At 54.1% G+C, this 15,001-nt stretch carries 10 protein-coding genes and 1 pseudogene; 1 reads left to right on the top strand and 10 read right to left on the bottom strand.

Annotated elements, in window-relative coordinates:
• Positions 1-164 precede the first annotated feature (164 nt).
• From BUB22_RS05020 to BUB22_RS04980, 10 genes and pseudogenes are all read right to left on the bottom strand, one after another.
• The gene (locus tag BUB22_RS05020) at positions 165-1,820 is read right to left on the bottom strand and encodes a right-handed parallel beta-helix repeat-containing protein (protein WP_139258725.1); all 1,656 of its coding nucleotides are present in this window, start codon (positions 1,818-1,820) and stop codon (positions 165-167) included.
• 15 nt (positions 1,821-1,835) lie between these two features.
• A complete protein-coding gene (locus BUB22_RS05015) occupies positions 1,836-3,656 on the bottom strand; it encodes a glycosyl hydrolase 53 family protein (RefSeq protein WP_254794643.1) in 1,821 nt (606 codons plus the stop codon).
• A gap of 156 nt (positions 3,657-3,812) precedes the next feature.
• Complete coding sequence (locus BUB22_RS05010; protein ID WP_073114241.1) at positions 3,813-4,400, bottom strand: mobile mystery protein B; 588 nt, start codon at positions 4,398-4,400, stop codon at positions 3,813-3,815.
• 59 nt (positions 4,401-4,459) lie between these two features.
• Complete coding sequence (locus BUB22_RS05005; RefSeq protein WP_073114179.1) at positions 4,460-4,903, bottom strand: mobile mystery protein A; 444 nt, start codon at positions 4,901-4,903, stop codon at positions 4,460-4,462.
• Between the two features lie 384 nt (positions 4,904-5,287).
• Positions 5,288-6,034 (bottom strand): RICIN domain-containing protein, encoded by a 747-nt coding sequence (locus BUB22_RS17055; RefSeq protein ID WP_254794650.1) that lies wholly within the window; start codon positions 6,032-6,034, stop codon positions 5,288-5,290.
• 33 nt (positions 6,035-6,067) lie between these two features.
• Positions 6,068-6,946 (bottom strand): annotated as a pseudogene (locus BUB22_RS17050) (glycoside hydrolase family 43 protein); the annotation flags it as partial.
• 34 nt (positions 6,947-6,980) lie between these two features.
• Complete coding sequence (locus BUB22_RS04995; RefSeq protein WP_073114178.1) at positions 6,981-8,564, bottom strand: glycoside hydrolase family 43 protein; 1,584 nt, start codon at positions 8,562-8,564, stop codon at positions 6,981-6,983.
• 21 nt (positions 8,565-8,585) lie between these two features.
• Positions 8,586-10,709, bottom strand: a complete 2,124-nt coding sequence (locus BUB22_RS04990) for a family 43 glycosylhydrolase (RefSeq protein WP_254794642.1) — start codon at positions 10,707-10,709, stop codon at positions 8,586-8,588.
• Positions 10,710-10,895: 186 nt separating this feature from the next.
• A complete protein-coding gene (locus BUB22_RS04985) occupies positions 10,896-12,245 on the bottom strand; it encodes a LamG-like jellyroll fold domain-containing protein (protein WP_073114176.1) in 1,350 nt (449 codons plus the stop codon).
• Between the two features lie 14 nt (positions 12,246-12,259).
• A complete protein-coding gene (locus BUB22_RS04980) occupies positions 12,260-13,117 on the bottom strand; it encodes a TIGR02147 family protein (RefSeq protein WP_072976530.1) in 858 nt (285 codons plus the stop codon).
• Positions 13,118-13,295: 178 nt separating this feature from the next.
• Here BUB22_RS04980 and BUB22_RS04975 point away from each other — a divergent pair, with 178 nt between their 5' ends.
• Entirely contained in the window at positions 13,296-14,939 is a 1,644-nt protein-coding gene (locus tag BUB22_RS04975) for an SGNH/GDSL hydrolase family protein (RefSeq protein ID WP_254794641.1), read from the top strand.
• Positions 14,940-15,001: the final 62 nt, after the last annotated feature.

Below are 15,001 nucleotides of genomic sequence, written 5' to 3'. Positions count from 1 at the left end.
CACCACCGGGAACTTGCACCTATAATATATCTCCGGCACTCCAAATAGTACCTTCACCACCACACTTCCGGTTGTCCATAGACAACGGCGGGAAATAATTTTCCATAATCTTTATAAAAAAAACGCCCCGACATTCGTCGGGACGCCTTGTTTGGTATTGAAAACTACTTTGCGAATGTGGGCTGCACTGCCTTGCGGTTACCTACGCGCCGGGCATTCACCGAGCGACCGTTCACGTAGAACAGGCGTCCCGGTTGCTGCATATTTAACCTGCGTTGCGAAAGCGGGCGCACAAGGGTCGTCGAATCACTCACAGAAACATCCGTAGAATCCGCAGTCGAATCGACCGGCGCAACAGACGTATCGACCGGAACGACAATCGGCGTTACAGCAGTATCCTTCGGCGTGGTATCGACCGGCACTATAACAGGCGCCACATAGCCGTATTCGTACGCACCCAAATCCGGAGCCTTGCCCTCGTACTTGAGCCCCACATTCACGCCCTTGTCAATCATCTGGCTGTTCTTCGCAAGTTTCAGGAAGTCGATATCCGGAAGGCTACCGTCGGCCTGGCGCGGGCCGAAAGCACCACCGAGAGGCCCGAGTTCCTTGCCCGTCACGGTCATGCTCGGGTCAGACACGCTCACGAAATCCGATTCCTTCGGGGTGATGTTCAGGTTCCAGGTATTGTATTCGCCCGCCGCATATTCGCCGCCAATGTAGGCCGTCTTGTTCGGGAAGGCGATGTTGTTCTTCATCACGTGAGCCTTGCTCCCCTTGAGCACGACGCCGTCGGTGCGGTTGTCATTTGCATCCCAGGTACTCGCCCACATGTTGAACGCAGTGCCGTTCATATAAGCCGTATTGTTGAACCAGTCGTTACCACCGCTGCTGTGATTTGCATAGAAACCAGACGCCTTGTTTTTCCAGGCCACGCAGTTGCGGATGGTGTGGCGCACCCCCGTCTTGCTGCTCCCCGCCTTGAAACCGTTGCCGTTGCCATCCTTCGGCTTGCCGGTGCCGTAGTTGCTGTAGCCGTGGCCCATCGCCCAGCTGTTCTCAATAACCACCGGGAATTCCTGGCTAATAAAATCCCAGCCGTCATCGCTGTTCCACCAGGCACGGCAACCGATGAACTTTGTCGTATCGCCACCCTGCTGGTAGTGCACGCCAAAGCCGTCGGCATTCTGACCATCTCCCTGGCGCCCGTTCGGGTCGTAGTTGTCGTGACTGTCGCAGTTCAAGAACAAATGTCCGCCGCCGCTTCCCGAACCCTTCTCGTTCACGAAGAATCCCGAACCGCCGTTGTGGTGGCTATCGATCAGTTCCAAGAAGATATGCTTACTGCGGGACACGTACACGCCCACATTTGATTCGCCCTTCATGGGAACATTCTTGACTTCGAGCCCCTTCAAGTGCAAGTACTGCGCCTGGATAAGGATACCAGAAGTGTACCTTACGTTGTTCGAACCGTTGGCAATCGGCATCTTGCTGAAGTCGATGACCGGCTTTTCGCCCGGGTATGCGAGGTAATGAATGCGCTTGTTGTCGCTTGAACCGCTCTTGGTCAGGTGAATGCCCGCGAACATGTTGTCGTTTTTCACATAGTTCGTGTCCGTATGCAGGTAGGTTCCGCCGCGAATCCACACGGTATCGCCCGCGTTCACCACGGAATTCGCCTTGTTGAGGGTCGCAAACGGGCTATCCTTCGTTCCCTTGTTCGTATTCTTGCCAGCGGGGGCCACATAGTAGGTCGCCCCGAAAGTTTCCGCAGCAGCCAAGGCAATCACGGCCGCACACAACACGCGCTTCATTTTCATAAACACCTCATCCCGTTACTTTGAATATATCTTGATTTTCGATGCACGATTCTTCAATGCACCCGCAGAACGCCCGTTCACCAGGAAGTTCCGGCCACCGTTACGGAGCGTATTGCTACGCACGGGAATCCTCTGGAGTACCGTCGTGCCGCTGTCGCCCACCACCGAGTCGCCGGGATTGACGGGGATTACCGCATTCTTATTCACGAACTCGATACGGTCGATATTCGGGCCGCCATCCTTCGTGAGCGAGGCGATAGTGATGGTGCTTGCACCCGCAGGCAACTTGAGCGTCACCGTGCTCGAATCCCACGATTCCCAAGCACCCGTCGATTCGAAGTCCACCGATTCCACCTGCACCTTGCCATTCACCGCAACACTTACCGGGCGATTTGCCGTAGAGCCGTTCGCAAAGACAATCTTCACTTCCTTATCGCCCTCGTCGGCAGCAACCACGGAAAGCGTCACCGAAGACCCCACCTCGTTATCGAGATTCGCGTAGCCCTTGCCCGAAAAGCCCTCGTGCGTCGACTCGAGAACCGTCTTGTTGAACACGCCGTTTTCCGCTTCGTACTTGAGCGAATCCTTGCCCACGAACTTGAAGGTCGCGCCTAGGTTCACATCCTTGCCGAGACTTGCCACCGTGTATTCCTTGCCGTTACCCGTATTGTCGCCGGTCCACGCCACAAATTCCCAGCCCTCCTGCGGAACGGCCGTAAAGGTCACCTTGCTGCCTTCCGGAATTTCACTGCCTTCAATGCTCTGCGCAATCGAGCCGCCGTAAGCGACAGTCGTCTTCACGTTGTACTTCTTTACGGCCTTGCCGACCTGCACCCAGTCCGGGAGCGTCGCGTTGTATTTTTTCGCAATATCGCGCAATTCCCTAAGGCGCGCATTCGCCGTATATTTCTGGCCGTCGCGATCGAACATCGGCTTGTTGCTGTAGCGGGTCGGCTCCCACACGAAGGTTCCCCAGCCCAGATCGCCAAACTCATAGAACACCGAGTTCACGAGGGCCGTACGTTCGCCCGTATATTCGCAGCTCAGCACCGCCTTCTTGTTCTTGACCACGAGCCCGAACATATCGCGCCAATCCTGCCCGTTGTTCGTGGTGCCGTAGGTGGAACCGCAAATGGCATCGTAGTCGATGTTCGCGTGAATCTTGCTGTACCAATCCGCAAAGCCCTTCTCGGGGCGCGGCTGGCCATGCTGCATCACAATCTTGATGGAAGGATCCGTCTCGCGCACCGCACGCACGCCCGAATTGATGATGTTCGCGAAGTCCGCCGTCTTGCTCAGCGAAACGCCTGCCACCTTCGAGTTGATTTCGTTGCCCACCTGCACCATGTCGGGTCGCAGTCCCGCCTTCATGAGTGCATCCATGGTCGTCTTCACGTGGTTATAGGCGAGCTTGCCCATCTCGGCATTGCTCTTGCCCGCCCAGGAAGCCGGAACATTCTGGTGGCCGATGGATGCCCACGTGTCGCTCATGTGGAAATCCAGGAAGAATCCCATGTTGTGCGCCTTGATGCGCTTGGCGAGCGCGATGGTATGTTCCAGGTCGCACCAGCACACGTTGGAATTTGCACCGGAGTAACTCTCCTTGGCGTAGCCGATGCACGAATTTACGAAGGTGCGCACGCGGATAAAGTTGATTCCGTGATTCTGCAGGATATCAAAGAGATCCTGCTGCTTGCCGTTATCGTAGTATTTTGCCCCCAAGGACTCGTCTTCGAGCACCCACGAGACATCAACACCCACGATATACGGGCGCGCAAGCGCCGCAACCGCCACGACACCCAGGACCAGCGCCGTTTTCCTGATGATTTTACCCATTCCAAACATCCTTCACTCCTTTGTTTTTAGTTAATATTTTGTTGTACTATAAGTTGTACTACAATTTTCTATAAATATAACTCTTTTTACTACAAAGCGTACTATATTTTTTTGAAAAATTTTAAAATCGGCGTTTTTGGGCGAAAAACGGGGATTTTATGCCGTCACGAACTTAATCAATTCCGTGTAATCCCCAGAATCAGCAGCATGAAGCGCATCAATGTACTTCTTTCGCAAATCCGTAATGTCAGTTAGACTAGCGTCACCCCAGTAGAGTCGCGGTTCACCGAGTTGTTGCATAAGCAGGTCAGCCATCAGTCGCGAAATTCTACCATTGCCGTTAGGGAACGGGTGGATTAAAACAAGCCTGTGGTGAAGTCGAACAGCAATTTCCAAGTTGGAAAATGTATGATTTTCTACCCAGAATCTCACATCATCGAACAACGTCTTCAATTTGACAGGAATTTGATATGGCGCGGCTCCGATATTTCTTTCCGTAGTCCTATACTCGCCCGCCCATTTCCACACCTGGCCGAACATTCTCCTATGCAACCTCATAAGGAACGTGTCATTAAGAATATCGCGCTGCTTATGAGTGGCAAGCCACATTTCCGCATCCAAAATATTGCGCGTCTCGAAATCGTTGAGTTCGCGCCGAAGCGTTATCCATTTAGGTTTTAACCCTTCGCGTTCTTCTGGCGTAAGGGGCGTAGAATTGTCGTCGGATGTAAATATATCAGCCATACCCAAAATATAAATTATGGACATGTCACATAATGACAAAATGACGAATGGAAAAAATTTTACTTATCCCAAATGCGCCTGATATTCTTGGCAATCATCTCGTCAGCCATGTCCATCAAGATATGCGGATCGTCGGCAAGTTGGTCTTCCAAAGCCATGTTCGTGTTGACGCTCGACAGAATTGCTTCGGCCTTCTTGCGTGCCTGCCGCTTAATCGTCTCTTGCAGGCTGCACTTGGGGACAAAACCGTAAACGAAGTCGCAGTCAAGTCCTTCCGCGATTTTTTTCATGGTCGAAATCTTTAGGTTGTTTTCGTTGAGCTCCATCTTGGCGATGCGCGGCTGAGATAGCCCGACCCGTTCCGCAAGTTGCTTGGCCGTCATTCCGAGGGCCTGGCGAACAGCGGAAATCCACCCTTGCTTGGGAGGCATGGCTTCGCGAAGTTGGGCGAGCTTCCCCGTTTTATGGGCAAGAGCCCTGAGCAAAATCAGCCTTTTATTCATAAAACAACCTATTTATTATAATTTTCTTAATAAATATAATAAATATATTATACTTTTGCAATAGAATATAACTTTTTTATTATAAGGCGAATAATAGCACTGATAATCTCAAAAACGCGATTTCTTGCAATAAAAACGAAGTGGACTATGCCCGTTTTTTGCAAGCGACACTTGCAAAATTAAAACAAAAAAGATTCATCCAATTTGACAGACAGTGATTGTCAAATCTTTAATCCCCTTGATTTCTCCCTTTCACAGTCCCATTACCGAGATCACCGCACTCCGCAGCAGACCTCACCCGTAAACAAGCCCTAGCACGGTAGCGAGCAGGCTAAGCACCGCAATCTGCTTGACGATGGCGAAATTTTCACGGTCGAACATGTTTTACCTCAGTTCGATTTTCTGGATGCGGCCGCCGAGCCTTACCACGTATGCGCCGGGAGCAAGATCCCTCACCGCAACTTGCGCCGCGTGACCGCGGGCAACAACCATGCCGTGCAGGTTCATCAGGGCGTAATCCGCAGCCTGCGAGAACCGCAACCCATCCACGCGAGAAACCCCGACAATCCGCGCACCGAATTTTTGGGGCGCTGCGACTAACGACGTAATTTCCGTGGAACTGCTCGATACAGCCTCGGAGCTGGAACTTTCGGGCGCGACCTCTACGCTGGAAGAACTATATGCAGATTCGTCGCCCATATATTCAAACTTGAACGACTGGTTCTGCGTCCCAGTCTGTTTCCACACAACAAGCGGCATTCCCGCCTCCGTAGAGATGTTCAGGACATCGCCCAGATATTCACTTGCGGTATCTGCGTACAGGCGGTAACCATCATCCACGTTAAAGTTCTCGATGACAATGCGGTTTTCGGCCACAACAGTTCTTGCCGTATCAAGCAGGTTTCCCTTTCCGAACGAGAGATACTTCCCCGTTTCGATATTCCTAAGCGTGTAGGTGTAGCCGTCGATTCTCTTGAGCGCCCACAACTGCGATTCGCTTTCTTCGGAATCCATCTGGATTACGACGCTACGGCTGTCTTCGAGACTCAGGCCGCTGTGCCGCGCCTTGATGCGGTAAACGCCATCCCTGATTGGCGCGTGGTCAACCTTCTTTACGCCTGCGTCGGTCATAGTGATGTTCGCGATGGTCGAGTCGTTTTCGTAGTAGGCATAGTCCACGCACAGCGCACGACGGAAACTGCCGCCAATCGCGCCCGTATGGTATATGTAATACCACTGGTTATGGAATTCAACGAACGCCTGGTGGCTCGTATTGGAATTCTTGTTGTAGCCGACAATGACCTTGGAATTGGATACGGGCCCCGTCGGGCTTTTCATGGTCGCCTGGCCAATGCGTTCTTCCCAGCCGTAGGCATACGTCAAAAAGTAATAGCCGTTCCTTTTGTGAACGTACGGAGCCTCGGTAAAACTGGGCGGCGTCACGTTGAACATGCCGCCTTGCAGTTCGACCATGTTTTCCTTGAGCCTGTAGCCCATCACGGCGCCGTTGCCCCAATAAATATAAGCCTGTCCGTCGTCATCGATAAAGACGGTCGGGTCGATATCTTAATTCACGCCGCTATTCGCCGGAGTCATGTCGCTGGTAATGAGCGCCTTGCCAATGGCATCCTTGTACGGGCCAGCCGGATGGTCCGCGACCGCGACGCCAACCGCAAAGTCCCTGCCGTCGTGCACGGTCACGTACCAGTAGAACTTGCCGTTACGTTCGATAGTCTGGCTCGCCCAAGCACTGCCACGCGCCCACTTGAACGACTTGATAGAAAGCGCGGCCCCGCGATCCACCCAGGTATCCATATCTCCCGAAGAGAATATGTGCCAGTCGTTCATTATGTAACCTTCGTGACCGGCGGGCGCCTCGTCATGTCCCGTGAAGATATACATGGTATCGTTGTAAACGAGCCCTGCGGGGTCTGCCGTGAACATGTTCGTGACAACGGGATTGCTTGCGGCAAATGCACCAACAGCAAGCGACAACCCGGCACCTATAAAACCACCCCGAAGGGCGTTTCCCAATCCATACATCCAAACACTCCTGTTTTTAACAAACTAATTTTTGTTAGAACATCACCCGGTACGGAATCTGCCTGTCAAAACTGCGGCCCTTGAGGTCACGGTAACCCTTGCGAGCAGGCACCTGCACTCCCTGGCGTGTTGCGCGCGGAGCAATCGCGGTAGTTCCGCTGCTAGAACTTTCGGGCGCAACTTCGCTGCTCGAAGAATTTTCGGCGACAACAGAACTGGAAGACTCCTTGATGCTAGAAGACGATTCCGGTTCAACAGTCGGCGGGGTCGCCTTCGCGAGTTTCACCTTCTGGTTGTCCGCACCGGTGCGCACCCAGGTAATCACGGGCATGCCCGCATCCTTCGAGACGTTCAGCACGTCACCCACAAAGTCGCTGTCGTAATCGCCGTACAGGTAGTAGCCCTTCGCGACAGAGGCGTTCTCGATGCGGATTTCGCAGGCGGTCGCCGACGTCTTGACAGTATCGAGCAACGTCTTGGGCGGGCAATAGTAGCGGCCGGTGCCGTAATTCTTGAGCGTGTAATGGCGGGCATTTTTCGCGCTGCGTTCCACGGTCCAGAACTGGTTTGCATCCTTTTCGCTTTCGGGACGCTGCACCACGATTCCGTTTTCTTCGACCAGCGACAAGGCGCTGTGCGAAACAGTCAGGCGGTACGTGCCGTTTTCCACGAGCGCGTTGTTTACCTTGTCCACACCCGTGGTGGTACGCTTGATTTTCTGGATATTCGCATTCTCGTCGTAGTAGAGGTAGTCAATATTCACGGAGCGGCGGTAGGTCCAGCCACCTGGCGCGTTTGCGCCGTGATACATAAAATACCAGTGCCCGAGATACTTGAAAATCGCCTGGTGGTTCGTCTCGGAGTTGTCGAGCTTGTCGTTCAGCACGCCCTTCTGCGTCCACGGGCCATTCAGGCTCGTGGCCATGGAGTAGTTTGTCGTAGAAGGGTAACCCGAGGCGTAACTGAAGTAGTAGTTGCCACGGTACTTGTGCATCCAGGGAGCCTCGAAAAAGTCCTTGATCTTGATGTCTTCGGGCGTACTCGCAAGCTCAATCATGTTTTCCTTGAGCTTCACGCGACGACCCGCATTCCACGAGCCCCAATACATCCAGATATCGTTCCCGTCGTAGAAAATCGCGGGGTCGATATTCAGCGCGACATCGTTCGTGGTGTTGTCGGTCACGAGCGCCTTGCCAATAGCATCTTTCCACGGGCCCGAGGGATGATCCGCCACCGCGACACCAATCGCAAAGCCTTCGTCTTGTTTGATGGTCTTATGATGCACCGCCACGTACCAGTAGAACTTGCCGTTACGGTATTCGCAATGGCCCGCGAAGGCGTTGCCGCTCGCCCACTCGAAGGTCCGCCACGAAAGTACCGCACCGTAGTCATGGTAGTTTTCCATGTCGTCGGTCACCAGCACGTGCCAGTCATTCATCAAGAAGAACTTGTTGTTATCCCCCTGAGCGCCCTGCTCGTCGTGGCCAGCAAAAATGAACAGGCTATCGTTGTGCACGAGCGCCGCGGCATCGGCAGAGTAGAATTTTGTAGTGAGCGGGTTTGCAGCCATCGCAACAGCCGCTACCCCCATCAGCATAGATAAAGCACGTTTAAACATACCCAAACATCCCTTTTTCTGTTAGCGATTCATCACCTTGAAGATGTACTTTCCTTTTGGCAGTCCCTGCAGTGACACTTCAGATTCCATGCGCACCGTCTTTCGAGCCATCAGCTGACCCAGCGGATTCATCACGATGATTTCGTAATTACCGGGACGATCAAAATGGAAGGTATAGCCAGAAGCATTCGTCGTCATTTTGTAATTGGCTTTCAAAGATTTCGCCTGCGCAATCGCAGTCGTTCCGCTGCTGGAGCTTGACTGCGGTTCAGCGGTCCCTGAGCTGGTCGAAGGGTCGCTGGAACTAGATTCTTCTGGAGCCGCGCTAGAACTGGATGCCGGCGGATTCACGCTAGAACTAGATGCCGGCGGTTCGGCAATTTTTCCGAAGCGGATGTTGCCGACCAGCACTTCGCCGCTCATGCCGCTACCCGTGAGGTAGAAGTCCTTGACGCCCGAAAGCTTCTTGGTGGCAGAGCAGTTCACTTCGGTCCAGGCGCCATTTGCGCAGCTCGAAGGAACAGTGCACTTGGAAAGTTCCGTACCCGAGGCAGAACCCTCGCGGATACTGAGCGTTCCGCCGTTGCACTGTTGCAGTTCGACCTTGACTTCGGTGCTCTTGATAGAATCCGTCACCACGTTTTCGAAGATGGCGTAGCCACCGCTCTTGACGGCAAGCTTGTCGTCCTTCGTGAGACGCACCTTGATGCCGTTATCGAATCCGTTGCCCGGAATGGTATCGCGAATCACGCGCAAGAAGTCGATGCGGTCCAGTTCCGCAAAATTCTGGTCGGGCTCCACCTCGATAAAGTTGCCGCCGCGCTTGAGCTTTGCAGGCACCATCGCCACGGACTTTTCGGGGAAACTGCCCCAGGCGCCCGTCTTCGGGAGCTTTACCGTCTGCGCCTTTCCATTCACCGTTACTTTATGTGTAGCATCATTATCGCCGCCGTTCGCGTAACGGTAACGCATAATGTAGTCGCCCGCCTGCATAATGTTCATCGGCAAGCGAATCTTGGAGCCCTTCGTATTGATGTAGCCCACGTATTCGCCGTTCGAGGCTTCCTTCGTGTAATTGAAGGTCAGGTCATCCGTCGCACCGCGTGTCATAATGCCGTGTTCCGCCTCGGCACTCAGGTAGCGTCCGAGGAAGGGCTGCCCCATTTCGGGCCAGTTGTCGTCGGTAAACACCAGGTCGCGAATGTGGATGTGGTTGTACTTGTCGCCGGTCAGGTCGTAGTAATGATGCACAAAGCGGATGCGGTTCAGGTCCTTGAAGGCTTCGCCGCCGCCCGGGCCCACGTAACGGCTGTAACGCTGCATCAGGATGGTTCCGCCACCCTTGTTGAGTTCCTTGCCGCTGCGGTCCTTGTAGGTTCCGTTCACCTTGTCGGCGCGGCCCATGGCCGTCTTGTAGGTGGTCTGTTCAATTTCGTTACCTTGTTTGCAACATACGTCCCAGGCCGTGAACAAGAAATACTGTCCGCCGTGCTCGATGAGGCTCGGGCCTTCGATACCCGTACCGCCGCGCGTCGCAATCATGTAGTTCGTCTTGTCGTCGCTCGCCTGCTTGCCTGTCTTGGGGTCCAGCTTGATCAAGCGGATACCGCCCGCATTCCACGAGCCGTAAGTCATCCAGTACTGGCCATCGGGAGTCACCACCACGTCGGCATCAATCGCGTTATAGTTGTTGCTGTTCGTGGTGCGCGTCACTTCGCCCTGGTCCGTCCAGCCACTTGCCGGATTGGAAAAGTCCAGGTTCGCGTTCGTCGCGACACCGATTGCAGAGGTGCGCTGACCAAAAACGGAGCCGCAGTAGAACACGCCGTACTGGTTATTGAAATGGAACAGGTCCGGAGCCCAGATGCCGTCAGTCCTTCCGCCCACGGCATTCTTGAGCCACTGCGGGCTATCCCTGAAAATCTGGCCCTTCGAACTCCACTTGACCATGTCCGTCGAGGTCCACATCGCCAGGTTGTTATTCGTGGACATAAGGATGTAGCCATTCTCGTCCCTGTACATGGAGGGGTCATGGCCCCCTTGGCGCACGTCAGTTGCATACCACGACTGAGCGAACGCACCTTGGCCCGCCAAGGCGAGCGTGAAAATTGCCGCGGACACCACTCCGCGAGAATTTAATCCCATTACACCAAACATATTTATCTCCCTTTTTACTATAAGGTTTACTACTTCAAATATACGACCATTTTTATTAAAAGTCAATAGTTTCTACGCAATTTCAAACTAAATGATGTAATTTTTACAACACTTTGCTTAAAAAAAAGTCCACATTTCGCAAAACACGCCCCGAAAGGCGCCTTAAACACCCGTTTATTCCTTTATAACCGCATATTGCAGGGCGTAGAAGAGCCGCATCCAGTTGTTGGACTGCGTACCGTCGAAGAAGAACACCTCGTCGATACCGCCGCGGATACCGCCATAGCCGATCGAGGGGTTGAATGCAGCCGCAAAGCCCTCGCCCGAATCGAACTGTCTGGATTCCAGCAGCGCTCCGTCGATGAACGTGGTCACGCTATCGCCGTGAATCTTGAACGAGTAGTTATGCCAGGTTCCGTCAAGCACCCCGTTCGCACGCCCCACGACCGTGTTGTAGACACCCGTGCGCGTATCGAGCCTGAGGTTCACCGCACCCGATGTTCCGCGCTTCTGCAGGGTGAAACCCACGCTATCCTTCTTGGCCGAAATAATTTGTGCGTACTCGCCCACCTGCATGGAATCGATATTGAACCAGATGGAAAGTCCCATGTAGTAGCCGTCTTCGGAGAAGGGCTTGAAATCAGAAATGTAGAACCAGTTGTCGGTAGAATCCACCCAGCGGGAATTGCCGAGCACAGACGCAAGCTCGTTGCCGGTAGCGAGCGCCGCTTCGGAAGGAACTATCGAATCAAAATGCTCCACATAGCGGGCCAGAGCCAAGTCAATGTGGTCGCTGGACTGGCACGATTCTACGATGTCAAGGGAAATCGCGCCATTCCCGTCGAAGGAGACCTGCGGCAGCACGCCCCAATAAACGGCCGAGTCGGAAACCTTTGCCGTGGGGACATCCGCAAGTTCGGCACGACTGAGACGCACCATGTTGCCGTCAGCATCCAGCAGGCAGGGGTTCTTCACATCCGGGAGACGGACCGCGAAGGGCACGCTTTCGAACACCTCGTCCGAACTGGCCAAATCTTCGAACCCCTCGGGAAGCACGAGCGCGACAGCGCCCTTGAATTCAGCTTCCAGCGCACGGTCGATATTCGTGGAATTTTCCTCGACGTTCCAGGAAACAACCACCGTACGCACGTCACCTTCCAGAGGGTGCACCGAAACGGATTCGTAATCGCCCACGGGCAGGCTATCGAGCGACATCACGCCCGACGCGCACTCGATCGAGGTCGCCACATGCCTGTAGTCCACCGTATCTACATACAAAGTATCGCCTACGGTATCGGCGCTGGCCTTGAACACCACGACAGTATCGCCCGCGACAACATCCAGGTTCTCGACAGAAACAAGAATCCGCGCAAGCCCCTTGTTGCCCGTATTCGTCTCGATCAAAATTCCTGCGGAATCCGTAGAAGACGTATTGCTGCAGCCCGCAAAGAAGGCGAGCACGCACACCGCGACAAAAGCGAACGCGAGTCGCCCCGCATCAAAGATATTCCTAAAGCATCCCATAAACACTTCCCTCCCTACGCCTCGCCCGCACCGGACGGTTTATTGTTTTCGCGGATGTTGCTGAACACGTGCAGGTTCACATGTTCCACGACGGTCGGCGTCTCGCTATCGGCCATCACGATCTGGCGCACCTGCGCCTTGAATTTTTCGGCAGCCTTCTCGACCTTCGCCTGCGCGGATTTCGACACCGCGAACGTGAACGTGGTCATGTCGCGGGATTCGCTCCCTTCGGACTCCAGCGCCTGCTTCGAGAGTTCCAGGCACTGCTTCTGGAACTGGAGTACCATCTGGCTCTTGCTCTGCTGCACCGTGGCAAGACTATCCTTCGTCGGCTTCCAGAATCCGCGTTCGTCCTTGCGCACGAGCGACATCTTCTGCATGAGTTCAAGGCTTGCCTTCAGGCGCTTCTCGGACACGGGCGGGAAAATCTTCGCCGCAAGTTCCGATACGTCGTCGCCCACATCCATCACCTCGAGAATCGCGTAGACCGTGCTGTTGTACCAGTTGCCAAAGAACTCGTAACTGTCCGGGTCCACAATCGCCTGCGGGTTCTTGTTCAGGCGCATCATGGCATCGAACGCCGCCTCGCGCACCTGGGCAGTCTTCCCCTGGTCGAAATCGACCATCGCCTCGAAATACCTCGCCTCGTTCCCCTTGAGCCCGATGACGTTTATAAAGCGCTCGCGCATGTTGTCGGTCACGCGCTTGCCCTGCACCACGTCGTTGAAATAGCTGCGAGTATTCGGGAGCCCCAGCAAGTTGCAGAACTCGGTACGCGAAAACGAAGGCTCCGCCGCCTGACGGCGCTCTTGGTATTCTGCCAGGAACTTGCGGAACTTGGTAAACTCGAAAATGTTTACGAAGGTATTCATGATATTAAATATACATAAAAATGTAGTACATGGTATAGTAAAAAAAACAAAAATATATGCTATTTACCCAATTTTTTTTTCTAAAATTTGAGAATTATTCAATTTTTTCTTGCTTTTTTAAAAATTTTATAGTACATTTTATAGTACAAACACAAACGCGTGTAAAAGGGATGTTATTATGGATTACAAAACTGAAATCAAGGGCTACGACACCCTTGTCAAAACAGCCACGATGGTGACTGTCGCAGCGCTTCTGGCAGCATTCTCCTTGGCTGAAGCCGCCGAGAACTACAAGTTTGACTTTGGCGAGGGCCCGGTTGCCGCGGGCTACACGCAGGTCAAGGCCAACACCAAGTACAGCGACTCGCAGGGCTACGGTTTCGAAAGCGGGACGGTTTCTTCGGTAGACCGCCTATGGGACGACGACCTCACCACGGATTTCTTGACGGCGAAAGGCGACATGGTTTTCTCGGTGGCGCTCCCGCAAGGCAATTACGAGGTAACGTTCATTCTCGGTGACGGCGAAAACGAAAGCGAAACCACCGTATGGGCAGAAAACCGCAAGCTCATGCTCGACCGCATCACCCTCGCCGGCGGCGTGTTCAGCAGGCAGACCGTTTCGCTCAGGCGCATGGAAACAAGAAGCATGGACGGCTCGGTGACCATGAGCATCAAGGATCGCGAAAAGGATTACCGCACCTGGGACAAGAAGCTCACCTTCGTCATCAGCGGCAAGGCGCCCGCCGTCGCAGGAATCGAAATCAAGCGTAACGACAACGTGACTACGCTCTGGCTTTGCGGAAACTCCACCGTGGTCGACCAACTGACGGCTCCTTGGGCGGGCTGGGGCCAGATGGCCCCGGAATTTTTCAAATCCAGCCTTGCCATCGCGAACTACGCCGAATCGGGCCTTACCGCCAGCGGGTTCTACAGCATGAAGCGTCTCGCAAAGATTCTCTCCGAGGTCAAGAAGGGCGACTTCGTGACCGTGCAGTTCGCGCATAACGACCAGAAGAATCAAAACGACGTGAACAACTACGAAGCGACACTCACCAAGTACGCAAACGAAATCAAGGCGAAGGGCGCTACCCCGCTGTTCGTGACATCCACCGCAAGGCAGAACGAGACCGACCCGAAAACAGCCGTGGGCGGGCTTCCCGAACGCATGCGCGCCCTCGGGAAAAAACTCGGCGTCACCGTGCTCGACCTGAACCAGCACAGCATCACGCTCGGCAAGGCGCTCGGAGGCAACAAGGAAAAAATGTACATGTACACCGCGAGCGACAAGACGCACTTCTGCGAATACGGCGCCTATGAACTTGCCCGCGCGAACATCGAAGAAATCAAGGCGAAGGTACCCGAACTCGCCAAGCACCTGCGCGACGATCATGAAGCGTTCGATTCCAGCAAGCCCGACCCTCTTGACATCCTCACACAGGCAAAAGCGCCTATCACAGAGGGCGGGCTTGTCCAAGTGGAACCGGAGTCCAGCAGTTCCGAAGAAACGGATTCTTCTTCAAGCGCAGAAATCGCCAGGCCGCAGTCTTCCAGCGCAGAAGGAACCGAGGGCATCACCGCCGCCGAGTCCATGATGCAAAGCAACGCCATCAGCGGGCGAATCGAAGGTAGCACGCTCCATCTTGAAGGCATCGACGGCGGCGCGCACGACATCAGCGTCTTCGACATGCAAGGCCACCGCATCGCGGAATTCCGCGCCATGCAGGGGCACGAACTCCACGTCACCCTGCGGCAAGGCGCCTACCTCGTCAAGGTCGCGCAAGGCAACAGAACCCTCGGGATATTCAAGGCCGTAAGGCGATAACTCTCTCGAAGCAACACACCTCCAAAAAATCCCCGGCCATCTCGGCTGGAGATTTTAGACTT

It is taken from the genome of Fibrobacter sp. UWCM (assembly GCF_900129735.1).
Classification (GTDB): Bacteria; Fibrobacterota; Fibrobacteria; order Fibrobacterales; family Fibrobacteraceae; genus Fibrobacter.
Note: the sequence above shows the minus strand (reverse complement) of the source record. Positions and strands in the feature narration are given on the sequence as shown.